26 protein-coding genes and 1 riboswitch are annotated in these 23956 nt (G+C 36.8%); of the genes, 12 read left to right on the top strand and 14 right to left on the bottom strand.

Features of this window, described 5'->3' with window-relative positions:
• Positions 1–130: 130 nt before the first annotated feature.
• Genes B5E95_RS06200 through B5E95_RS06210 form a run of 3 tightly spaced genes read right to left on the bottom strand, consistent with a single transcriptional unit; the run spans position 131 to position 2271 of the window.
• Complete coding sequence (locus B5E95_RS06200) at positions 131–769, bottom strand: NAD(P)H-binding protein (RefSeq protein WP_087235847.1); 639 nt, start codon at positions 767–769, stop codon at positions 131–133.
• Positions 770–787: 18 nt separating this feature from the next.
• Positions 788–1444 carry an alpha/beta fold hydrolase gene (locus tag B5E95_RS06205; protein ID WP_025005599.1) on the bottom strand — a complete coding sequence of 219 codons (657 nt, stop codon included), beginning with the start codon at positions 1442–1444 and terminating at the stop codon, positions 788–790.
• Between the two features lie 11 nt (positions 1445–1455).
• Positions 1456–2271 carry a glycosyltransferase family 2 protein gene (locus B5E95_RS06210; protein ID WP_087235849.1) on the bottom strand — a complete coding sequence of 272 codons (816 nt, stop codon included), beginning with the start codon at positions 2269–2271 and terminating at the stop codon, positions 1456–1458.
• A 158-nt stretch (positions 2272–2429) separates the two neighbouring features.
• On the opposite strand from B5E95_RS06210, the gene B5E95_RS06215 reads away from it, so the two are divergent.
• On the top strand, positions 2430–3374 hold the full coding sequence (locus B5E95_RS06215) for a DUF1002 domain-containing protein (RefSeq protein WP_025005601.1): 945 nt from the start codon (positions 2430–2432) through the stop codon (positions 3372–3374).
• Between the two features lie 45 nt (positions 3375–3419).
• On the opposite strand, the gene B5E95_RS06220 is transcribed toward B5E95_RS06215, so the two are convergent.
• A complete protein-coding gene (locus B5E95_RS06220) occupies positions 3420–4178 on the bottom strand; it encodes a ribonuclease H family protein (RefSeq protein ID WP_025005602.1) in 759 nt (252 codons plus the stop codon).
• An 87-nt stretch (positions 4179–4265) separates the two neighbouring features.
• Here B5E95_RS06220 and B5E95_RS06225 point away from each other — a divergent pair, with 87 nt between their 5' ends.
• Together B5E95_RS06225 and cls are read left to right on the top strand one after the other, a co-directional pair.
• Complete coding sequence (locus B5E95_RS06225) at positions 4266–5192, top strand: alpha/beta hydrolase (RefSeq protein ID WP_087235851.1); 927 nt, start codon at positions 4266–4268, stop codon at positions 5190–5192.
• A gap of 21 nt (positions 5193–5213) precedes the next feature.
• On the top strand, positions 5214–6671 hold the full coding sequence (cls, locus tag B5E95_RS06230; protein WP_025005604.1) for a cardiolipin synthase: 1458 nt from the start codon (positions 5214–5216) through the stop codon (positions 6669–6671).
• Here the strand turns inward: cls and B5E95_RS06235 are convergent.
• On the bottom strand, positions 6666–7145 hold the full coding sequence (locus B5E95_RS06235; protein WP_025005605.1) for a hypothetical protein: 480 nt from the start codon (positions 7143–7145) through the stop codon (positions 6666–6668). The genes cls and B5E95_RS06235 overlap by 6 nt on opposite strands.
• A gap of 91 nt (positions 7146–7236) precedes the next feature.
• Between B5E95_RS06235 and B5E95_RS06240 the strand changes: the two genes are divergently transcribed.
• From B5E95_RS06240 to B5E95_RS06250, 3 genes are read left to right on the top strand one after another with little or no spacing between them, the layout of a single operon-like run.
• On the top strand, positions 7237–7941 hold the full coding sequence (locus tag B5E95_RS06240; RefSeq protein ID WP_087235853.1) for an NAD-dependent protein deacylase: 705 nt from the start codon (positions 7237–7239) through the stop codon (positions 7939–7941).
• 49 nt (positions 7942–7990) lie between these two features.
• Positions 7991–8509 (top strand): methylated-DNA--[protein]-cysteine S-methyltransferase, encoded by a 519-nt coding sequence (locus tag B5E95_RS06245; protein WP_025005607.1) that lies wholly within the window; start codon positions 7991–7993, stop codon positions 8507–8509.
• Positions 8496–9284, top strand: a complete 789-nt coding sequence (locus tag B5E95_RS06250) for a TerC family protein (protein ID WP_025005608.1) — start codon at positions 8496–8498, stop codon at positions 9282–9284. The genes B5E95_RS06245 and B5E95_RS06250 overlap by 14 nt, the downstream gene beginning before the upstream one ends.
• A gap of 37 nt (positions 9285–9321) precedes the next feature.
• Here the strand turns inward: B5E95_RS06250 and B5E95_RS06255 are convergent, their stop codons facing one another.
• Entirely contained in the window at positions 9322–9684 is a 363-nt protein-coding gene (locus B5E95_RS06255) for a DUF488 domain-containing protein (protein WP_025005609.1), read from the bottom strand.
• A gap of 69 nt (positions 9685–9753) precedes the next feature.
• On the opposite strand from B5E95_RS06255, the gene B5E95_RS06260 reads away from it, so the two are divergent.
• The 4 genes from B5E95_RS06260 to B5E95_RS06275 all read left to right on the top strand — a co-directional run bounded on the left by B5E95_RS06260 (position 9754) and on the right by B5E95_RS06275 (position 14095).
• Positions 9754–10386, top strand: a complete 633-nt coding sequence (locus tag B5E95_RS06260; protein ID WP_087235855.1) for a DNA-3-methyladenine glycosylase — start codon at positions 9754–9756, stop codon at positions 10384–10386.
• A 48-nt stretch (positions 10387–10434) separates the two neighbouring features.
• A riboswitch (Lysine riboswitch) is annotated at positions 10435–10608 on the top strand.
• A 105-nt stretch (positions 10609–10713) separates the two neighbouring features.
• The gene (locus B5E95_RS06265) at positions 10714–12327 is read left to right on the top strand and encodes an ABC transporter substrate-binding protein/permease (RefSeq protein ID WP_087235857.1); all 1614 of its coding nucleotides are present in this window, start codon (positions 10714–10716) and stop codon (positions 12325–12327) included.
• Positions 12327–13082 carry an amino acid ABC transporter ATP-binding protein gene (locus B5E95_RS06270; protein ID WP_013436961.1) on the top strand — a complete coding sequence of 252 codons (756 nt, stop codon included), beginning with the start codon at positions 12327–12329 and terminating at the stop codon, positions 13080–13082. Before B5E95_RS06265 ends, B5E95_RS06270 begins: the two co-directional genes overlap by 1 nt.
• Before the next feature lie 80 nt (positions 13083–13162).
• The gene (locus B5E95_RS06275; RefSeq protein ID WP_087235858.1) at positions 13163–14095 is read left to right on the top strand and encodes a DUF805 domain-containing protein; all 933 of its coding nucleotides are present in this window, start codon (positions 13163–13165) and stop codon (positions 14093–14095) included.
• A gap of 98 nt (positions 14096–14193) precedes the next feature.
• Here the strand turns inward: B5E95_RS06275 and B5E95_RS06280 are convergent, their stop codons facing one another.
• The 8 genes from B5E95_RS06280 to B5E95_RS06320 form a co-directional block, all read right to left on the bottom strand.
• A complete protein-coding gene (locus tag B5E95_RS06280; protein ID WP_087176625.1) occupies positions 14194–15108 on the bottom strand; it encodes an HNH endonuclease in 915 nt (304 codons plus the stop codon).
• Positions 15109–15753 (bottom strand): YfbR-like 5'-deoxynucleotidase, encoded by a 645-nt coding sequence (locus B5E95_RS06285; protein WP_013436958.1) that lies wholly within the window; start codon positions 15751–15753, stop codon positions 15109–15111.
• Positions 15754–15951: 198 nt separating this feature from the next.
• Positions 15952–17085 (bottom strand): family 8 glycosyl hydrolase, encoded by a 1134-nt coding sequence (locus B5E95_RS06290; protein ID WP_206391358.1) that lies wholly within the window; start codon positions 17083–17085, stop codon positions 15952–15954.
• Positions 17086–17094: 9 nt separating this feature from the next.
• Positions 17095–18402, bottom strand: coding sequence for a glycosyltransferase family 2 protein (locus B5E95_RS06295; protein WP_013436955.1), 1308 nt, complete (start codon positions 18400–18402; stop codon positions 17095–17097).
• Between the two features lie 131 nt (positions 18403–18533).
• Positions 18534–19394, bottom strand: a complete 861-nt coding sequence (locus B5E95_RS06305) for a hypothetical protein (protein ID WP_087235862.1) — start codon at positions 19392–19394, stop codon at positions 18534–18536.
• A 102-nt stretch (positions 19395–19496) separates the two neighbouring features.
• Complete coding sequence (locus B5E95_RS10715) at positions 19497–19637, bottom strand: hypothetical protein (protein WP_003548644.1); 141 nt, start codon at positions 19635–19637, stop codon at positions 19497–19499.
• A 71-nt stretch (positions 19638–19708) separates the two neighbouring features.
• On the bottom strand, positions 19709–21487 hold the full coding sequence (locus B5E95_RS06315) for a glycerophosphoryl diester phosphodiesterase membrane domain-containing protein (protein WP_087235864.1): 1779 nt from the start codon (positions 21485–21487) through the stop codon (positions 19709–19711).
• A 92-nt stretch (positions 21488–21579) separates the two neighbouring features.
• Positions 21580–21984: an iron-sulfur cluster biosynthesis family protein gene (locus tag B5E95_RS06320; protein WP_005727488.1), complete on the bottom strand. Its 405-nt coding sequence runs from the start codon at positions 21982–21984 to the stop codon at positions 21580–21582.
• Positions 21985–22183: 199 nt separating this feature from the next.
• Here B5E95_RS06320 and B5E95_RS06325 point away from each other — a divergent pair, with 199 nt between their 5' ends.
• Positions 22184–23290: an SLC13 family permease gene (locus tag B5E95_RS06325; protein ID WP_056945544.1), complete on the top strand. Its 1107-nt coding sequence runs from the start codon at positions 22184–22186 to the stop codon at positions 23288–23290.
• A 97-nt stretch (positions 23291–23387) separates the two neighbouring features.
• Positions 23388–23948, top strand: a complete 561-nt coding sequence (locus B5E95_RS06330) for a LemA family protein (protein ID WP_025005621.1) — start codon at positions 23388–23390, stop codon at positions 23946–23948.
• Positions 23949–23956: the final 8 nt, after the last annotated feature.

Below are 23956 nucleotides of genomic sequence, written 5' to 3' on the forward strand. Positions count from 1 at the left end.
CAGGGAAGTCGAACGTATGTCTCTATTTTTAGAATAAAAAAAGCTGACTGCTAGGTCAGCTTGGCCCTATCCATCCCCGCATTAAAATACGGGGATTTTCGGGCGTTTTTCATTAAAATGATCCACATTTTTAATACCAGCTAGGCTTATCTCCTTCAGTACCTGGCTTACCTAAGCCAATTGATTCGCCAACGTCTTCTTTAGGATTCTTGATCAAATGATAAACATATGCGGCAACTGACTTACGTGATACTTCAGTATCCTTGATTGGTTCACCCTTCTTAGACTTTTCATAATCTACTTCATCTTTATTGTCCATCCAAGTTGGACGAATAATGGTGTAGTCTAAGCCAGATTCTTCAATTCTCTTAGCAGCCTTGGCATATTCAGTAATGTAGTCACCTAAAGTTTCCTTGTTCCATTCACCAAACTTGCCTGGAACTTCATCATAAATGCCCAAAGTAGAAATCCAAATCAATCTCTTAACGCGGGCATTCTTCATTGCTTCAATAACGGCTTCTGCTTCAAGATCAATATCATCTTTGCCGCCTAAGTTAGCGTAAACAATGTCTTGGCCCTTCATAGCTTTTTCAAGTTGTGCGGCATCAGTTGCGCTGCCTTCAAAGATTGTAGCTTGATTCTTTTTATCTTCCATACGCTTAGCATTACGTAAAAATAATGAAGGTTGAACTTCTTTATCTGCAAACAAAAATCTTTCAGTAATTTGGGCTACTTGTCCGTGAGCACCAAGTACTACAACTTTAACCATAATTTTTCTCCTTTTTAATTATTTACAAAATTCTTTAATCAAATCTAATAGCTTAAGGCTACGCACTGCATAGCTATCGTGTGTTTGACGTGGCATAATAACTAATCTCGCATTGGGCATAAATTGACTATACCAGCGAACGTGTTCCACCTTAACCCAATCTCTTTCTCCAACTACACAAAGTGTTGGTATCGTGATTTTCTTCAAATCATCAACAGAGATAAAGGACTCGGTTAATTCGACACGACTATCACGATCAAGCTTCAAAAAGCGGTGAAACCCTTCAGTTAAGTAGTGGTATGGACGAATGCCGGCACCATTAACAAATACCCCAGCAACAATCATTTTCTTAAAAATTGTTGGATATTTTCTAGCTAACATCATCGCAACTAATCCACCTGCATCAAAACCGAAGCAGTAACATCCTTCGATGCCTACTTGCTTAATAAAGGCATAAACGTCTTCCACTTCAGTATGATAGTGTTCCGCAATATCACCTTCACTTAATCCATGACCACGCATATCGAGTACATAAACCGTGTAATAAAGAGAAAGTGGGGCAACGATTTTATCAAACATGCCCCCATCTAGATGGTGACCATGTAAAAGAAGCAAAGGTGCCCCTTTGCCTAGTTTATGATAATAAAATTCGATGCCATTAACTTTTTCTTTCATAAAAACCTCTCTTATTGAGCGTCACTATCACGCAAGGCTGAACGATCTAGCTTTTTACGTATCTTTTCTTCTTCACGATCTTTCATGATAGTTTTAATGATCTTGTGCCATACACGATAATTACCGCGAAAATTATCCGCTACCTTCTTAAAGTTAGGTTGGTGAATAATACTGCCTTTTCTTTGCCAATAATGATAATACGGCTTTTGAGTATAGTACACACCTCTAGCTACTGAAGTATATTTAACGTTAAAAATTTGATCCTCTAATAAAGAGATATCACGATCAAATCTTAAGTGATATTTATTGATAATCGCTGTTTTATAAGCTTTGTTCCAGCTATATCCCTTCATTGGTGAACCAAATACATTAGTTAATTTAAGGTAAGTTTCACCACGTGTTAAAAATCCACCTTCTGGGTGGCCAACAACACGTTCTTTTTTATCAGGGTAATCAATCCAATAACCGCATGATACAAGATTTACATTTGGATGTTCTTCAAAGGCATTAATAAAGAATGCAGTATAGCCTGGATCTGCCCAATCATCGCCATCATGAAAGGTGACATATGGCGTGTCAATATACTTTATACCAACATTACGTGCGTCAGAAGGCCCTCCATTTTCCTTTTGAATTAATTTGAAATATGGAAAACGGGAGGCATAGCTTTGCGCTACCTCAACCGAATTGTCAGTTGAGCCATCATCAACCACAATTAGCTTAAATGCTTTATTAACTTGCTTAAGCAAAGCATCGAAAGCACGTGGCAAGTATTGTGCCGTATTATAAACCGGCATAATAATAGTTAACTTTGGCACTTGTAACATAATGTCCCCCTTTATTGCTACTTATTATATCATCTTTAAGAATCAGTTCGAAATTAAGAAAGTTTTAGAATATGCTCCTATTAAATTTTTAAAAATTTCTAGTATAATGAGGCGTATTAAACAGAATATATTTTCGATGAAGAGGAAGAAGATTAATCATGAAAAAATCACTTACATTAATTACGGCAATTTTGCTTAGCGTTGTCGCGATACTTTCTTTTGGCAAAAAACAGACAGTACTCGCTGACGACGACACCCCAGTGGTCACTCTGGGAACATCTTTAACCGAATCACAAAAACAAGGTACTCTGAAAACCTTAACTGCTCCATTAAATGGCGGCAATTATCAAACCATTACAGTTACTGGTTCAGACCTAGTTAAATATTTAAACCCATCTGGTGATAATTTCACCACTTCATCTGGTGTTTGGTCCAGTGCAATGATTCAAAAAACAAATAGTGGCTCTGGAATCAACGTTAAAATTTTAGACTATAACGGTAAAAACAATATCACAACTATTACCGCTAACCAATACAAAAATGCAGCTTTAACCGCAGGAATTACTGATGCTAATATTTATGTAACCAGTGCTATTCCGATTGATGGTTCTGGTGCTTTAGCCGGTGTTTATGCCGCATATGCTAAAAACGGTAATGCTTTAAATCAAAAACAAGTTAATGCAGCTCAAGATGAAATGAATACTTTGAGTGGCATTACCCAAGACAACAAGGGCAAAAAAGGTTATTCTGATGCTCAATTGAACAATGCGGTTGCTGGCGCCAAATCAGAAATGGCTAAACAAGGACAAAATATTTCTGACAGCCAAATTCGTGATATTGTGAATAATCAAATTAATATTAATCACTTAGGCAACACCATTAACAACAATCAAAAGAATCAAATTATTAATTTGTTAATTGAAATTCGTGATTCTGGTGCTTTAAAGAATGGAGATTTTAAAGGCCAAGCTGCTAAGCTTTCTAACCAAATTGAAAATGGTGCTAAGAACATCTTCAATAAATTCAACACTCCTGAAAACCGCAATCTTTTCCAACAAATTTGGGATAGCATTGTCAATTTCTTCAGTGGTTTGTTTAAGTAAACAAAAATACCTGATTTTTTGAAATCAGGTATTTTTTTATGCTTTTTACATTTTATTGTCCATATAGCGATTTAATTCATGATCCACAAATTCATTGCCTCGATTATTGGCGTGGCCTTTAGTCCATTCAAATGTACTATCTGGGAAATGCTTAAGCAAACGATCAAGTTCTTGCCATTCTGCCACATTTTTTAAAGGTCCGCCAGAACGCTTCCAACCGCGTTTCTTCCAACCGGCTAACCAGTGCTGATTAATTGCATTTAAAACATACTTAGAATCTAGCACAAACAATAAATGCTTTTCATTAAAGCCAAGCTCAATTAGTTTTTTCAAAGCATTAATCAAAGCAGTCTGTTCCATCTTATTGTTAGTTGCACCATATTCACCGCCTGAACCATGAACTTCTTGATCATCCCATTCAATCAAATAAGCCCACGCTGCTTTATCAGTCTTCTTAACATGGCCGCCCTTATATACGCCTGTATTACGAGTACCGCCATCAGTATAAGTCACTGCAAAAAATTCTGCGGTTGAATGCGCCGTTACTTTTTTAGCTTGTGGCTTATTTTTTACTCTATTACTTTCTTGTTTAATTTTGGCAATGGCATTTTGCAAGGTATCTTCACCCTTTTGCAAAATATCTCCCTGAGTCCCATTGTTTAAACCTAGATAGTCAGTCGCATCAGTAATATTTTCAAATGACTTATACTCTGCTCCGGAAAAACCATCTACCTGCTTTTTTGCATCATCCCACGTGCGGTAGACGCCTGGTACACGACCATTTTTTACAGCATAAAACTTCATGATTCACCTCAAAAACAAAAAATCTCTACCCAATGTTAAAATATAATTATTATTCATTATAGGGAATTATGTAAGAAGGTGGCAAAAATGTTCTTTAACTCCAAAAAATATGCCGAAGAGGCTGAAAAGAACCATAAATATGATCTAAAACAAGAACCCAGCATGTTTAACATGATCTCATTAGGTCTGCTTGCTTCCTTTGCCCCTACACGTATCTTTCTCAAGTTACGCAAACGACACATCGAAAACAAGGCAGTAATTCAAGAAAGTTCAGTAAAGCAAGTTCCTATTATTTACTTCCATGGCTTTCGCGGTGGAGATTACACTACTAATGTAATGGTTCATCAAGCAATGCATGATAAAGGAACCGATAAATTTTTAAAGGTTACGGTTGATTTATTAGGCAACTTCAAATTAGAAGGTACTTGGTCCAGCGACGAGCACCCTATTGTACAGGTTGCCTTTCGTCAAAGAATTGTGGGAATTTATGGCATTGATTATTATCTTAGCTTTGTTTTACCCTTTCTTTCTAAAAAATATCACTTCAAAAATTATATTGCTGTAGCTCACTCCTTAGCCTGTCCTTGCATCATTAGAACGGAAATGAAGCATGCCTCTAGTAAAACTTTCCCTCATTTAATTAAATGTGCGTTAATTGCCGGCCCCTTTGACGGTGTTACTTATCTAGGCGATATTCCTAACGTAAATATTCTTAATGAAAATGGCCGTCCTAGTGTCATGAATCCTCATTATTTATATTTGCTTTTTAATCGCCGAAAATTCAATTCAAATATTTCAGTGCTAAATATCTACGGCAATGTTCTTGATAACACTAACACTGATAAATTTATTTCTGTAGTTTCAGCTAAAAGCATCCGCTACATTTTGGCTCCTAAAGCACATTTCTACCAAGAAGTAGAAGTTCGCGGCAAAAATGATGCAGAACATAGTTGGATGCATGATAATCCATTCGTTATTGATATTGTTGATAAATTTCTCAATTTAAAAAAATAGACTGTATTTGGGAGGAAGAACATGGTCTGGTGGCATGATTTTATCAGAATTATCTTTATTACTAACACACTCCTTGCTTTTTACATCGTTTTCCACCGAAGGCGATCAGTTTCTACAACTTGGGCCTGGTTAATTATTTTGCTTATTTTTCCAGTAGTTGGTCTTACTCTTTATGCATTTTTCGGCCGGGGTATTTCCCAGGAAAATATTTTTTCAATTAATAAGCAGCACCACATTGGCTTACGCAACGTTCAAAAATCAATTGCCAAAGCACCCAAAGAAGTCAGCCCCTCTGACACTTCTAAATTAGGCGAAATCGCGATTCATTTTTTTAACCGCAATAATGAATCGCCTCTCACCAAAAACAACAACGTGGAACTCTATACTGAGGGTGAAACCTTCTTTCATGATTTGCTCAAAGACATAGTTCGAGCAAAGGAAACTATCAATGTAGAGTTTTATACTTTTTATAGCGACAATATTGGTAACCGCGTTTTACAACTTTTAATCCAAAAGGCTAAACAAGGTGTAAAAGTACGAGTTATCTATGATGCCTGGGGATCAATGGGTGCAACCAAGGCCTGGTTTGATCAATTACGCAAAGCCGGCGGAGAGGTTTTGCCTTTTATTACTTCCAGAAATATGATCACTAGATATCGAATTAACTATCATTTGCACCGTAAGATTGTTGTAATCGATGGGCGTATTTCCTGGACTGGTGGCTTCAATATCGGTGATCAATACTTAGGAAGGAAAAAGAAATTTGGTCATTGGCGTGATAGTCAGGTGCGCATCGTCGGCTCTGCTTCTTTGTTATTGCAAGAGCGATTCGTGATGGACTGGAACGCTTCAATCAAACGTCCTGAACAAATTATTCGCTTTAACGATACGCTTTTCCCTGATCTTGATGAAAAAAAGATCCATCGCGGAGATGTTGCTACACAGATCATTTCTGATGGCCCTGACCGTTATATTCCCTATATGCGTAACGGTATGATGCGCTTAATGCAGCTAGCGAGAAAAAGATTATGGGTTCAAACACCTTACTTAATTCCTGACGATGCCGTCTTTGCCACATGGCAAACTATCGCTATGTCTGGTGTCGATGTGAGAATCATGATCCCGTGCAAGCCCGATCACCCTTTTATTTACCGGGCTTCTCAATGGTATGCCAATGAGCTTACACGCTGCGGCGTAAAAATTTATATTTATGAAGACGGCTTCTTACATGCCAAGACTACTATCATCGATGATTATTTTTCTACCGTTGGTTCGATGAATCAAGATTATCGTTCATATGATCTTAACTTTGAAGACAATGCCATTTTCTATGATAAAAAATTTACTAAAAAAATGATCGAAGTTTTTGAAGCAGATATGAAAAAATCTCACTTGCTTACTCACGAGGAAATAAAAAAGCAAGGTCGTATATTACGAACCTTGCAAAGTTTTTCACGGATGCTTTCCCCAATCTTATGATTGGATTTCAACGGGAATATTTTTACCTATATATTTTTGCAATGCGGCAATAACTTCGTTAACTTGAATCCGAAACCGCATCATATATGCCTTATTATTGTTAGTTCTAAAAATGGCCATTACTAATGGCTTTTTAGGATTAGGGACATTAATTAATGTGACACTAGAGATTTCATCGTACTTAACCGTTCGCTTAAAGTAACCTGAAACCACCATTTTTTTAGGACTAAAACCTGAAAAGCCATCAACTATGCTAATTAACAAGAATAAGGCTAAAAATACGTTTAAACCTGGATCACCTTTTTCAATGTAGTTCCAGGTAAAACCTAACCAAATAAAAATAATTGCCCAAACGATTGAGGAGATACGATAGTGTCCACGAAATTCTACTTTAGCTTGCCAATACCAACTGTAGCAAGCATAAGCTAGCATCAATATATTAACTACAATGTAAAAATAAGACATATAAGCCATAAAAATCCCCTCAAAAAATTTATTTCTTTTAATTATAACAAAGACAGGATTCATAATTAAACAAACAGATTATAGAACAGAGGCATAAACTATGAAAAAATCTGATTTAATAGAACTGCAACAAGAAATTGATAAAGCAAGCCACATCGTTTTCTTAACCGGCGCAGGTGTCTCAACTCATTCAGGCATTCCTGATTATCGTTCAAAAAATGGGATTTATAACGGCGTGCAAGAAAGTCCGGAAAATATTCTTAGTGAAAGCACTCTTTACAACCGTCCAGAATTTTTCTACCAATTTGTAATGAATAATATGTATTTCCCAGACGCTAAACCCAACCTAATCCACCAAAAAATCGCTCAAATTTGCAATCAAAAAGGTGATCTTATTACCCAAAATATTGATTGTTTGGATACGAAAGCCGGAAATAAACACGTGACAGAGTTTCATGGAAATCTATATAATATATATTGTACTAAATGTCACCATTCAATTTTTTACGAAAAATATTCTCAAAATTACATCCATCAAAATTGCGGTGGCATTATTCGACCAGACATAGTACTATATGGTGAATCAATTAAGCCTGAAACTTTAACTAAATCCGTTGAAATTATGCAAAAATCTGATTTAGTTATTATTTGTGGGACAAGTTTTGTAGTTTATCCATTTGCTCAACTTTTGGCCTATCGCAATGAGAAAGCAAAGATTTTTTCCATTAACAAAACTAAGATTCCTGCATCAGGAATTAAACAAATTATTGGTGACGCTCTTGATGTATTTAAAATATTGAATTAATATAACATTTAATATTTTCAAAGTGAAAATTTATGTAGGTGGTGAAAATATGGCAGAGGTTTTTTATTATGATTATGTGACGATCAAACCATGGACTTACTTTTTAACAGCTTCCATATTTGGTTTGACTTACGTAGGGCTCAAAGGTGACAAAAGCGTTTCTCCCATTTTTAGCTTTTATCCTCACCGAATGCTTGTACATGATCCTAAAAAATTAGCTCCATATATTGAACAATTAAAAGAATATTTCGCTGGAACAAGAAAAAAGTTTGATGTTCCGATTGATATTTCTGAATTTGGCACTGAATTCCAAAGAAAAACATTACAAGTTGTGCAAAATCTTCCATATGGTTTTACAGCCAGTTACGGTGATATTGCAACATCATTACCTAACGCTACTTCTGCACGCGCAGTAGCACATGCGGTAGCGTTAAATCCTGTTTTGATTTTTATTCCAGACCACAGAGTTATTCTCTCCAATAATCAAGTGGGAACTTATCGTCTAGGACAAAAAGAAAAAGTTAGGTTAATTGATTTAGAAAAGAGTCATATGCATGGCAATCTTTAAAATGTATGCCCCATTTTTTGACCTAGGCAACTGGGCTCATGTTTTAACCAGTGGTAAAGATTGGATGATTATCCTAACCCTGATTTTAATGGAATGTTTGCTTTCCGTTGACAATGCCGTAGTTTTAGCAGCACAAACGCAAGTGTTGCCTACAAAAGCAGAAAAGGAAAAATCATTATTATATGGTTTATGGGGTGCCTACCTTTTCCGCTTTATTGTTATCGGAATTGGAACATATTTAATTCATTTTTGGGAAATTAAATTAGCTGGTAGTATTTATTTATTCTACCTAGCTTTTAAGTTTTTCTATGATCAGCGTCACCCTAAACAAGCCGCTGAACGTGAAAAAGAAAAGGAAGAGCGTGAGGCCGCTCACCATAAAGGAAAGAAAAAGAAGAAACACGTTTTGTCTTTATTCTGGCGAACGGTTATCTCAATTGAATCCATGGATATCGTATTTTCTATCGACTCAGTTCTGGCGGCATTAGCTGTCTCAAGTAATCCTGTCGTAGTTTTAATCGGTGGAATGATCGGTATTCTCTGCATGAGAGGGGTTGCCGAAATAATTATTAAATTAATGGATATCATCCCTGAATTACAGCCGATGGCTTATCTATTAATTGGGATTATCGCCTTAAAATTACTTTTAGCACTTCCACCTCTTCGTTTTGAATTACCAAACATGGTTTTCGCCATCATTGTTTTTACTATTTTAACTTTGACTATTCTTTTCCACTTCTGGCGTGTTAAACGTCATGGACATAAGCATATTTAAAATAAAAAAGCTTATCTGTTATGATAAGCTTCTTTATTTACTTCAATTTCTTTTCTACATATTTCTTCAAAACAACCGCTTGATTATGTTCCCTATTTTTAGCCCCATAAAGAAAGAGTACATCACCTATTTTCAATTTCTCTTGTACAGTTTTGATAAACTCAGGCATAAAATCATTGGCATCTAATTCTGCAATATACTTTTGTTCAAATTCCGGGAACTTCTCATCCTCATGATTAAACCATTTTCTTAAATCATTTGTCGGTCCAATCTGCTTATCCCATTCATCCAGGGCCGCTTTAACTTTGCTTATTCCTCGTGGCCACATACGATCAACTAATATTCTATAGCCAGCAGGTTGCTCATGATCATAAATTCTTACTAATTTTATTTCACTCATTTGAAAGAATCCTCTCTTTTAGATTAGTCTATAACTAAGATTAAAAAATTTAAACCAGAAAGGCGTTAAATGAACTACACAATTTACTTTACTAATCGTCCAACTGATGAAATTACACACGATTTAATTGGACGACCTCTTATTTATAATGAGGGAAAAGAAAAATTAGGCGGCTATATTGTCGAGGCTGAAGCGTACATGGGCAAAGATGATCGTGCAGCCCACTCTTATGGCGGTCATCGCAGTCCCGCTAACGAAGGACTTTACCGCCGCGGCGGCACCATTTATATCTACGCACAAAGACAATATTTCTTTTTTGATGTTGCCTGTCAAGAAGAAAATGAACCACAAGGGATTCTTATCAGAGCAATTGAACCTGTTTGGGGAATTGATACTATGATTAAAAACAGAAACGGCAAAAGCGGCGTTTTGCTTACTAATGGCCCAGCCAAAATGATGCAGGCTTTTGGAATACACGACAAGAATTGGAATTTGCATTTTCTTTCTGATTCTCCATTTATAATTGATCTTGAAGACAAACACAGAAAACCTGCCCAAGAGATTATTGCAGATAAACGCGTGGGTATTAATCAATCTGATCCTATTTGGGCTAATAAAAAACTACGTTATTACGTAACTGGAAATCCTTACGTTTCAGATATGAAAAAGAGAAATTATGCTAAAAATAATGGATGGACTTGACATATTTTAATTTTTCTTTTATTATCTTTCCATAGTTAAATAATATTCCAATGCAATAGAGGTTGCGACAACCACAAGATAATTCAGAGTCCGCGAAGACAATGAAGGTTATCTTAGGGCTGCCGCCGAAATGGATTTAACATTCGCGTGTTGATCTGTTGGGCTATAGAACAATATTCTATAGACTGTCCTGGTTAGTCCCCAGGGAGCGCTATAAGATTTGGTTTTAATACTGATGATTATGACCTCGTTGCTGATGAAGCACCGAGGTTTTTATTTACGCTTTATTGTATTGGCTTTATGTTGAAAACATTGGAGGGTTTTTCATTGAAGTCAAGATTTAGATGGATTGCAGCATTACTAACAATCCTGATCGGTTTATTTATTGGATTCAGCTTTAACAGCCGCGAGACTCAAGCTGCTAAAAAAGATTCCAGCGTATTAAAAATAGGTATGGAAGCTAACTATCCACCATACAATTGGACTCAACCTAAGAAGACAAACGGTGCTGTGCCAATTGATGGCTCAAATTCTTATGCAAATGGTTATGACGTTCAAATCGCCAAAATTATTGGTAAGAGACTTCACAAAAAAGTTGTGGTTGAAAAGACTCAATGGGATGGTTTATTACCTGCTTTAACTTCCGGCAAAATTGATTTAATCATCGCTGGTATGAGTCCTACTGCTGAAAGACGTAAGGCTATCAACTTTTCAGAGCCATACAGAAAGAGTACTTTCGTTGTTATTACCAATAAAGCAAGTAAATACTCAAATGCTAAGAAATTATCTGATTTTAAGGGTGCTAAGTTAACTGCTCAACAAGGTACTTTGCACTACGATTTAATCAAGCAATTAAAGGGTGCTAAGCGTGAACCAGCTATGCGTGACTTCTCAGCCATGCGTCAAAGTTTAGCTTCTGGTACCATCGATGGTTATGTTGCAGAAGACATCGAATTCGAAAGTTACCACAGCGTTAACCCTAACATCATTGCCGTTAACTTGAACAAGATGGCTGGTTTCCACGTTGATCATGATGATTCCGTAACTAGTATTGGTGTTAAAAAGGGCAACACTAAATTACTTAACGAAGTTAACGCTACTTTAAGAACTATTTCTAACAAAAAGCGTGAACAATTGATGTCACAAGCCGTTAAGGAACAACCTAAGGCTGGTAACGAAACTAAGAAGGAAAACTGGTTAGTAACTACTTGGAAGCAATACGGCAGCATGATCATGTCCGGTATTGGTATGACTTTACTTTTAGCCTTAGTTGGTACTATTGTTGGTTTCTTTATCGGTTTGCTCGTTGGTATCGTTCGTACCATCCCTACCCCAACTACTCGCGGTAAGCGTTGGGCTTTAAACTTCGTAAAATGGTTATTATCAGTTTACGTTGAAATTTTCCGTGGTACTCCAATGATGGTTCAGGCCGCTGTAATTTACTACGGTATTGCTCAATTCTGGCACTTAAACTTAAACAGAACTATTGCCGCTTTAATCATTGTTTCAATCAATACTGGTGCCTACCTTGCCGAAGTTATCCGTGGTGGTATTATTTCTACTCCAGAAGGACAATTTGAAGCAGCTAGTGCACTTGGTATGACTCACAACCAAAGAATGTGGCATATCATCTTGCCTCAAGCTATTAGAAACTGTTTACCATCAATCACCAACGAATTTATCGTTAACATCAAGGATACTTCAGTATTGAGTATCATCTCAGTTTCTGAATTGTTCTTCGTTGGTACTACTATTGCCAGTCAATCATTCAAGTTCTTCCCAACTTACTTAATGATTTCAGCAATCTACTTAATTTTGACATTTACTATTACCAGAATCTTCAACTTTATTGAAAAGAAACTTGAAGGTAAAAAGAACTACAACTTGATGGCTAACCAAGTTCAAGTTGGTACTCCAAAAGATGCGGAGGCAAACAATTAATGACTGAATCAAACGAAGTAATTTTAAGTTTAAAGCATATGCAAAAGTCCTATGGGGCTCACAAGGTATTGAAGGACATTTCTTTCGATATCAACAAAGGCGAGATCGTGACCATCATTGGTCCTTCCGGTGGTGGTAAGTCTACTACCCTTCGCTGCATCAACTTGCTCGAAGAACCTACTGGTGGCGAGATCGATTTCCACGGTGAAAACATTTTGGCACCTGGTTACAACCGTAATACCTTTAGATCCAAGGTCGGCATGGTATTCCAGCAATTCGACTTATTCGAAAACAAGAATGTTTTGGAAAACTGCATGATCGGCCAAGAATTGGTCCTCAAGCGTTCAAAAGACGAAGCACGTAAGATTGCTATGGAGAACCTTAAAAAGGTTGGTATGGATCCATTTATCAAGGCTAAACCACAACAATTATCTGGTGGTCAACAACAGCGTGTTGCTATTGCCCGTGCGATTTCAATGAATCCAGAAGTTTTATTGTTCGACGAACCAACTAGTGCCCTTGACCCAGAAATGGTTGGCGAAGTACTAGACGTTATGCAAAAGCTTGCTACAACCGGTTTGACGATGGTGATCGTTACCCACGAAATGGGCTTTGCCAAGAGCATTTCAGACCGTGTATTGTTCATCAGTGACGGTATCATTACTGAACAAGGTTCACCTGATCAAATCTTTGATCATCCAAAGAACGAAAAGACACAAAAGTTCCTGAGTAACTTCAGAAAAATGGACTTTTAAAATTTTAAAAGCAGAGAAGTTTGATTACTTCCCTGCTTTTTTAGTTTATAATTAATAAAAAATTAATTGGAGGAATATTTATGAATGAAAGAGTGTATTACTTCGTCAAATCGTATGATGAAGATTTACCAAAACCACCCGCAGAAAGTTTTGGTCAAATTTTAAACGAAACCTACTTGCATCCCTTCGATTGGAGCGCAAGAACCACTCGTAAGTCCTACTGGTGGAGCGTCTTAACCAACTTCATTATTGCCATTTTAGCTATTGTAGTTGGCTTCTATGCTTTCAATGAAGGCCTTAATCCAGGTATCAGAGTAATCGACGCTGTGGTTGCGATTGCTATCTATGTCTGGGTATTTCTAGCTGGCCTTGGTCAAATGATCCGTCGTTTGCATGACGTTGGCTACAGCGGCTACTGGTACTGGGCTACCTTCACTGGTTATGGCACAATGTTTATGTTTTACTTAGCACTTCAACCATCTGTCCAACACAAGGTTAAATGGGGCAAGTACTTGTTCAGCGATCAAGATTATCCTGAGGGCGGCGCAAAAAGTAATGTTCCTATACCAACTATTGGTCAAATCTTGAAGGAACACTTCTTTGACTGCTTCAAGTGGGATGCTAGATCTACTAGAACCTCATTCTGGGTAGGTACTGCAATTAGCCAAGTTATCATGACAATCGGCGTACTTGCTTGTTACCTACTTACTTTCATGCTTTTAGCTCCTTTCAGCGTTACTGAATTTGATTCTGGCGATGCCAAGGTAATCGGTGTAATCTTCATCATTTTTATTATTTTCTTTATTGCAGCAGCTATTTGGGCCTTTTTAGCACAATTAGGTCACACTGTTCGTCGTCTGCACGACGCAGGCTTTAACGGTGGTTGGTGGTGGCTGGGCGTAATTCCTTACGTTGGTCAACTGTTGCTAGCATTCTTGCTCTTCCACCCTACTGTCCAAAATGAAGTTAAATGGGACAAATATTTATTTGATCCAGAAGATCGAATTAGATAGATCAAAATTAAAAAGATCATTCCTATATGGGGATGATCTTTTTAAAACTCATTTTCTATTTTAAATTGAGTTTACAAAAAATAGCGCTTTTTTACGTTTTAAATAATATCCTTATTTTCCTTAATGCGAGCTAATTTCCAGCCCGTATCAAAATATGTCTTGCGCGTTTGACGCAAATCATCATAATCACTTTGTAAACTATCAATGGCATCCTGTAAGCTCTTATTTTGCTTTCTAATCGCATTTAGCTCAGGATCATTGATCACACCCTTAAGGTGTACTTGAGCCGCTAAATAGCGCCGACGATGCTCAAATTCTTCTCTCAAAGTACCTAGCGCATCTTCATACTTAACTAGCTTTTTATTGATCTCAGAAATTTGATCATTCAGTTGAATAAACAACTTATAAGGCATATCCGACTTAATTCGGTTGCATTCCGCACAAGCTAAAGTTAAATTATCTAAGCTGTTGTTGTGACTAAGAGAAACAGGATCCTTATGATCTACGCTGCGGCCACGTCTGCCGCAATATTGACAACGGTATTTATACTTGGCCCGAATGCGTTCACGATCAATAAAATCAACTTCGTTTAACTGGAAATTGATCTCCAAATCCATTCCCTTTAAATTTTGCTCAAAAGTTACGCCTTGGTTAGGCACATAATTAAGCTTGCCATCTTCGCTTTTAATTACCGCCAAATTCAAATCAGACCTTTTAATCTGTTGGCGGGCGATTTCATTGCCATCATAATCTTGTAAAAAGGCCTCGTATTTTTTACGGTCCTTTTTATTTTTCACAATAAAACCTGATTGATCTTGTTTCTTTGCACCGACAAACGTGTAAAGCAAGCTTTGAGCAAAAGTTGCGACCGCATCATTTGCGTAATCTTCCGGATTCAGGTTGCGCGTGATACAAATGTCGCAAATACTGGTCAACTTAGGATTCATTAACCCCTCTTGCTTAAAATGCAAAGAGTCCATGCGCAGCCCGCATGAACTACATTGAAATTTCACCTAATCATCCCCTAACAATAGAATGCTAAAAGCTATTCGTTGCATCTTATCCTTTCCCGCGAAATCACCTTTAAAAAGATCTGGCAAAATTTTCTTAATAAAGTATTGTACGCAAACTAAATCGTCGAACTTCTTGATCGTTTCAAGACTTTCCTTGAACATTTGCATATAAACCGGGTTCGGATTACCTAATTCGATTTCTCCATAAGCTTCATATAACAAATCTAATTTATCACAGATTGATAAAATTTTACCCTCTAAAGTATCATCTTTGCCTTCTGAGAGACGTTTAGTATAAATTTCTTGAAATTCTTCTGGAATCTCATCCTTAATGAACTTGGTGGTCATTGTTTCTTCAACGTCACCAATCATCTTTCTAAGTTGAGGAGTAGCGTATTTAACCGGTGTCTTAATATCACCGATGAAACGTTCAGTATAATCGTGATTCAAACTCTTTTCGTAAAGAGCCTTCCAATTGATCTTCTTATTGCCGTGAACTTCTTCGATATCACCCATCATTTGTGCGAGTTCAGCTGTTCTGAAGCAGTGATCAGCTACTGAGTGGTGGTGGTACTTGAAGTAACCTGGTGCACGATCGATTGACTCTAAACTGTTAAAACCTTGAATGTATGCATTTAATCCCATTTTTTGTCCTCCTCTTAAAAATTTATTGCTAAAAATGTTTAAAAATTTTTACTATGTTATCAAAAATCAAAATAAGATGCAAATATAGCTGCCATAATGGTCGGTATCCTAGCTTTGCGACGAGCATTTGCCGGGATGCAAGAACAAGTGAATAAATAAAAACAAAAATAAAAAAAGTCCCACTTTTGTGGGATTTTTTTATAGCTTATCAGCATCTAAAGCAGCCATTGTCGTCAATGCGGCATCATAATAATTATTTCGCGGTAAATGACGCGTAAAAATATACTGCTGAGACATGAACAAATCGTCATAGCCTTCATTTCGATTGAACGATACGGCATCGAAAATCGGTGCACTGAAGCTGGCAGACTGGTACTTGTTTAATGGTTTGCCTTTTAGAGTATAGCCTGCTGTTATGGTGTTTTGCTTACTAAAGAATTTAAGCATCCTCTTTAAAGTGTTCTGTGCTGAGCGATCATTGCATCCCGCCAACATCATCAGAACACGACAAGCATTAGCAGAATAGTAGCCATCATTTTCCGTTGAAATAGTCTTAGGCTTAACCGGTTTGGCGTCATTTTTGCTTACCCAAGCAAAATCAGGCACTAAGCCAGTTTTATTTTGATGACTGAGCTGGTTAAGTCGCTTAAGCATCGTATTTTTGATCACGAGCCAGCGCTTATCATCTGTTTCTTGATAAAAGTTGTCGAAGAATTCCGGCATCACATCAGAAGTCCGCATTAAATTGTAGTACCTGGACTTCGAATCAGCCCAGTCTCCGACAGTCAGCGTTTCAGTATCAGGATTGTACTCATAGCGCAAAATATCTTGCAAAATGGCATGCGCTTCTTTTTGATACTTATCATCATGCCACTGCTTGCTGGCTAGTAATAATGCCTGGGCAATAAATAAGTCACCGTCTGTGGCACTATTTTTATTAATCGTCCAGTGACCATTATTTTCAACGGCACGCCAAGACATTAATGCTGTCTTGTCTTTATTAATCGTTTCGCGGTGCTTGAGATAAAAATTATTCAGTTGATCAAAATATTCTTTCTTGCTCCACTTTCTTTTAGCAGACAAAACAGCAATATACATGCCGTAGCCTTGCCCTTCAGATAGCGCGGTTCTGGTTTTTGTTTTTGGCGTCGTATCAATAAAACTCTCTTGTTTATTAACTTTAACAACGTAATCTTCGTGCCATTGTCTATAAAAATTGTGGCGCAATTGGCTACCGTTTTGCAATCGTACATATGCCATAATCCCTGAAAAAATAGCGATAATAACTATAAAATACAGGGATAAATGATGATTATGATTTAGTCTCTTCATTTTTCTTCCTTAATCGGCAAATCTCTTCGTCTTAACCCACTTAGTACTATCACGGTGGAACAATCTATCGGCCGTAACTGAACATACTGCATGAACGGAAACTACGATAAACAATTGCGAATATGAGAAATATGAGGCCAAGGCTAGCCAAATTTGCCCAGTAGTTGCCTGGCCAAACTGCGTACACATGGCCGCATAAATTTGCAAAATATAAAGCAAAATCATCAGTAGCCAATTAAGCAACAAAATCTGTGCCAGCAAGATGTTGCTTGAAGTAATTGTGAATGGCAATTGCACTCCTGGCTGCCAAATATGGACGATCATTGCAATCACATTGGCTAAGAAAATAATGTCAGACAAAATAATTGCGGCATTAAACCAGAAGAAAGTACATGAGTAATAAAACGTTTCTAGTTTTACGCGCCAATTGCTTCGATCAAACAAGTGCTTGAAGTTGTTGATGACCACTTCGTAGTTGCCTTTAGCCCAGCGCAAACGCTGGAAGTAATAGTCCTTCAATCTTTCTGGTTCTTGCTGGAAAGCTTCAGAGTTATAAGCCAGTGCAATCAATTTGCCTGAGCCCATAATCTTAAAGGAAATATCGGTATCTTCGGTCAAGGCACCATTACGCCAGCCACCGATTGATTCTACATATTCTTTATTAATAATGAAATTAGTACCTGGAATTCGGCCAATTTTGAATAATTGCCAAATACCGCAGTGTTGAATTCGCTGCGTTACAACGATCTCTTGGTTGATACATCTAGTTAAAAAGTTCTGCTTAGCGTTACGCGTTTTATTTCTACCAAAAGCCGCCATATAACGCTTAGGATTTTCCAACACTTTTCGAACTAAAAAGTACAGTGCATTGCTTTCAGGCATGGCATCCGCATCATAAACGCCTAGGTATTCACCGTGAGCAATTTTCAAGGCATCGTTTAAAACTCCGGCCTTACCACCGGTACCAGTTCGTCTAATTACTTTAGCGTTACGATTTTTAAACCTTTCTTCTGCTAAAACACTGTCTAGAACATCAGCAGTATGGTCCTCACAGTTATCCGCGTAAAATAAGACTTCTAATTTATCCTTAGGATAATTAAGATTCAAAATTGCTGTCGCCGTATTTTTAATTACCAATTCTTCGTTATGGGCTGGGACAACGATCGTCACTTTAGGATAACGAGGAAGCGGTGTGATTTTAACTAAAACCTTGCTGTGCTTTAGCCAAAATGCAATTGCCCCACTTAGAGTAACCATCGACATGAGCAGCGATAGCCAAATCGAAATCAACGTAATTATCTGCATTACATCACTCATTGTCATTCTTCCTCTTCGATTTAATCAAAGTCTGTTTCACATTACTTAAAATTTTTAATGTACAAAAGAAAATGATGAAAAAACAGATGCTAAAAATCAACGTAATGCCAACTGCCAAAAAGTAAAACCAATTAGTCATTTTGATCAGCCTTCAAATATTCCACAATGATATCTGTTTCTAGGCCTCGTTCCAAATGCTTAAAGAGCTTGTCCAGATCAGAAAACTTTTCACAGTTTTGCAAATTTACTTTCTGAGTTGCTACCTTAAGCATCAACGGAATTCCGGTATCCAATTTTTGCAAAGCAATGTAAGCTTGCTCATCTAATTCCTTATACATCTCATCTGTAACTCTAGGTGAAAGGATCAAGAATTTACCATCGCCAGTGTAATAGATAAACTCGCATCTTAGGCGTGTCTCCTTTAAAATCTTGGCAATCTCACGTAATAACTTGGCATGATATTGTGGATGGTGCTCTTCGACTTGTTGGTGATGTGCCCAACTGATCAATTCCGCATTAACCCAAATATTCATGTCAGAGTAACGTTTCATCTTTCTCAGATAATCTTCATAAAGTTTACTTGCATTGTAATAAGTCTGCAGCTTCACGTTTAAATCATAGTGGCCTATCAAACGCTTAGCATCGCTTTCACGACCAAAGACAATACTCCAGTCCAAAATATGGTGTCGCACCACACTTAATAAAATTGCTTCAACCGGAAAGGCAATAATCAAGAATGTCTTTTCAGTACTTGCCATTACCACATACCCCAGCAGCAAAAAAGCAACTGCAACTGTAGTCAAAATAATAATCAGCCAACTAACTAAGTATCTAGCTGAAAATAGGCCAACGAAGATTGCTAATACAAAAATCATTAACAAACCGTTAATCACGTTAATTTGGAAAGAATCCGCTAGCCAAAATGTAATAATTGGAAAAAGCAGTGCTGCCAGCAGTGCAAAATATACTAGTCTAATATATTTTTTATTCATAACCTAACCTTCTCAAAATTCCCATTGCATGAAAAAAGGCTACTAACAAATCTAACGATCTCTTAGTAGCCCTCCTCTGTTTCTTAATTTTAAAAAACGAAATTACTTGTTTTCGTCTTTTGCGGCCTTGTTCAAGAAAGCAACAACTGCTGCTACGTGAGCAACACGCTTCTTTGCGTTTCTCTTGTTCTTAGGTCTTTGGTTTGGTTCACAACCAGTGTTGTAATTTTCACCTTTACGCATATGCTATACTTCCTTTCAGATTTTCGAAAATCTAGTATAGTTTACCATGTCCAGCCCTTCAGATCAAGTCTTCATGCAGATTCAAAATTTTTCGGCAGATGCAGGACAACAATATAATTTAAGATTCGCGTAGCATAACTAGCATCCTTTTGGAAACTTTTAATTGCCTTTTTAGCTAAATCAACTCGATCAGTAATTAAGCCATCAACTTGTTGATACATCATCTTCTTCATTAATTTTTCGTCATTAACTGTCCAGGCATAAACAGGACGATCCTGCAAATGGGCTTGCCAAATAAAGTCTGAATTCAAGGTAGAATATTCCATTGAATATCCACTAGCAACACTTTGCGGATAAGTAAAATTATAAGGTTGAATGTAAAAGACAACCAAACGTGGATTAATTAAGTGCAGTCCTTCAACCACGCGATAGTCGAGTGATTGTACTTGATACGTATTTTTGAGAATCGTTTTGCCATATTTTTGATTAAAGCGCTGCAGCATTTTCTTCGAATCTTTAGCCGTCGTTTTAATTTCAATTAGCAATTTTTGATGCAGTCTTTTGGCTTCCTCAAGATATTGATCAAAGCTAACTAACTTAGCATGATAGCCGTCTTCTTTGGCAGTTAACTTTTCTAATTGCTGTAAAGTTAAATCATTCGGGGCTTTATTAACTCCCGTTAGCTTCAATAAATTCTCATCATGAATTACGATAAATTTTTTATCCTTAGTTTCATGAACATCAATTTCAACGTAGTCTGGCTTTTCTTTAGCCGTTTTTCTTAATGACTGTAACGTGTTTTGTACGCCATTTTTATCATCAACGCCGCGATGAGAAATAATTACTGGCGCTTTAGCATTTACACTAGTCAAATATAAATAATTGGTGGATATTGCATTAATCATTACTAGTACAAACACAACTAATGTATTTAGAATTATCTTTTTAGTTTTACCTGTTTGACTTATCTTTTCTTGCCTTAAGGCTTTCAAAATAATAGATAAGCCCAGTACACTAACATAGACTAACGCTACTTCACTAATAATTTGAACAAGCGAAAGATTGATAATGGCTACAATTAACGGACATTTCCCAGGTAATAAATCAACTAATAGCTGCAGGCAATACATTGCTAAATAGAAAATTGTCATGACTGCTGCAGATAAAACGGCTAAAACAATAATCCTCCAGCAAATCGTCCGCCAACGGTAGTGCGCCGTTAATCGCCAACTTCTTTTTACTGCTTGCGCCGACTTTAAGTGGTCAAAAACGATGATGGGTAAAGCAAATACTAGCCTTGCACCAAGGATCAAAGCGGCTAAATAAAACGCAATCAAAACGGCTAACAAGATTGGCGTTCTCGTCAGATAATCCAAGATAAATTCTGAAATCTGCACTTTGCTTAAAAGTGGTGTTCTAAAGATGACATCGGCTAACGGTACTACCAATAAAAAATAGAGCATCAAAATAAAAAGCGTGCCCAAACGAATTTTTTTGATATTTTGCCAAGTTTGAATAAAACTATTTTTCCACGTAAAAACTTGATGCTTAATATCCCAAACGCCATGAAGTAAATAAGCTAATTGTGCATACAAGATTACTAATAAAAGCAGCAACTCAATTATCAAAATTAAAAAGGCAACCGTATGCGTCGTAATGATCGTCACTATATTTTGATAAGATACGAACGGAATAGCACTAGCCTGCAAAACAAAGGTTGTAATATAGCGAAAAAATGGAATAACAATAAATTGATTAAATAAACTTAATCCCATAAAAAGTAGCAGATACCGCAGCCAATTTTGGCAAAATTCACGACTACCTGCTTTTATTTCTTTGACCAAAGTCATTGTTCTTCCCCCCTTACATTGAAATTACTTTCTTAATTCTATACTAAAAAAGGACGAGGTCATTCCCTCGTCCCTATGATTAATTTTATTTTTTAACATTGACCGCCGTTTTTTAGATCATCAGCAGTAATTGCTTCAGGTTCATATTGGGTAACGGTCATCCCGCCATCAATAATGCCGCTGTCTGAAGATAAACTCAAAGTTGAGTTGCGCGCATTTACCACTAGACCTGGTTCAAAGAAAGTTGTTTCCGGCTGAGCAGTATACAAGTCAAGACCAGCATTATTTTCGATTGAAATATTATACTTAGGATCTTTTTCAGCAAGGATTACAAACTGGAAGCTGTCGCCAATAGTACAAGTGCCGCCTTTTTTAGAATACTTGGTTGAACCATCATCTAAAGCCAAGATGACAATTTGGTGATCTGCATCCATCTTGCTTTTAATCATTTCTGCAGCATCTGGTTTAATATTGATTGAAATTGCATTCTCCGTCATTTTGTTTCCTCTTTTCAATCTAAATTTGATTAATTTACTTATTTAAATATAGCACGACTAGTTCCAACTAACTAAAAATATGCTCGAAAATGCCGCTAATCTTGATATTTTTAAAATTTATCATTGCATGCAACCACAAAAAGGCTCAAAATGGTACATAGGGTTTTTAGACGATTGTAATACGTAAGGGGGCCCTTTTATGACCGTCTTAAAGAATATTGCTAAAGATAGAATTTTACAGATTACAGTTTTAATTACAGTAGTAAGTCTTTTTTTCGCTAAGCCGCGGTTAGCAGATATTAACTTTCACACTTTATGGTCTGTTGCCGCAATGCTGACGCTGATCCAGATCTATGCTTATTTGCACGTTCTGGATGTTTTAGCGTACAAACTTACGAGTATCGCAGATAATACGCGTAAGTTGAACATGCTGTTCACGGTTTTGGCCGTTATCGCCGGTATGTTCTTAGGTAATGACATTACTGTATTAACTTTAATTCCACTTTATTTAAATATCGCTAAGCGCTACAAGCTACCACAAATTTTGCCAGTTACCTTAATTGGTATGGGGGCAAATATTGGTGCTGCATTTACACCATGGGGGAATCCGCACAATATTTTCTTAGTAAGTCGCTACAACGTAAGTCCAATTAAGTTTTTTGAATGGTCTGTACCTTATTTGGTAGTTTCATTGATCATCATGTGGCTGGTCTTTTTGTTTATTCCTAAAAAAGATATTCCTACTCAAAAAACAGAACCTATCAGAATTAGTTGGCGTCCTACTATTATTACAACTGTAGTATTTATTTTCTTCTTCTTTGGCGTCTTCAGAGCAATTGATATCATTTGGCCATTAATTGTCGCCATAGTTTTAGCACTTGCCATCAATCCGCGCATAATGCTTAAGATTGACTATGCCCTACTTCTTACCTTTACAGGCTTCTTCATCTTTATTAGTGATATCCAACAAATTCCCGCAATTGTTAACTTAATTCATGGTATGGTTTACTCCGAAATTTCAACTTATTTCGCTTCAATTCTTTCAAGTCAGGTTATGAGTAACGTACCATCGACTATCTTAGTTGGTAAGTTTACTAACTATGTACAAGCATTATTCTTGGGTTCAAACATCGGTGGTTTTGGTTCAGCTATTGGTTCAATGGCCAATATGTTGGTATTAAAGACTTTCAACCAACACGGTAGTGTAAGTAAGAAGAAATTCTTTATTCAATGGACAATCATGCAATTTGCCGGTTTGATTATTTTAACCATAGTTGGATTAGGATTATTAATTTTCAGAATTTAATATTTTTCATTAAGAATGTCGCTTAGACATTCTTCTTTTATTGCCTCCAATATCAGAAATAGATAAAATTAAATAAACGTATAGAAAGGGGAATATTATGTCACCATTAGTATGGATAATTTTAATTATCATTGTCTTATTAGTCGGTATTTATATTGTAATTTACAACGGATTGCAAAAATCTCGCGTTTTCGTTGATGAATCATGGAGTCAAATTGATGTTCAACTTAAGCGCCGTAATGACTTAATTCCTAATTTAGTTGAAACTACTAAAGGCTATGCCAAACATGAAAAATCAACTTTAGAAGATGTAGTTAAGTTACGTGATCAATTAGTTAACGTTCCTCAGGGAGATCACGAAGAAGCAATGAAGTTGTCCAATCAAATTACTGATTCTTTAAAATCAATTTTTGCATTGGCCGAAGCATATCCTGACTTAAAAGCAAATCAAAATTTCTTAAAACTTCAAGAAGAATTAACCAACACAGAAAACAAGATTGCTTACTCTCGTCAGCTTTACAACTCAAGTGTTGCATCATACGATCAAAAATTGCTTACTTTCCCTTCCAACTTGATCGCCAAAATTCATGGCTTTACCAAGATCGATTACTTGGAAACCCCAACTGAAGAAAAGGCTGTTCCTAAAGTTAAGTTTTAGTTAGAAGG

Origin of the sequence: Lactobacillus gallinarum (assembly GCF_002160635.1) — a bacterium.
GTDB classification, from domain to species: Bacteria; Bacillota; Bacilli; order Lactobacillales; family Lactobacillaceae; genus Lactobacillus; species Lactobacillus gallinarum.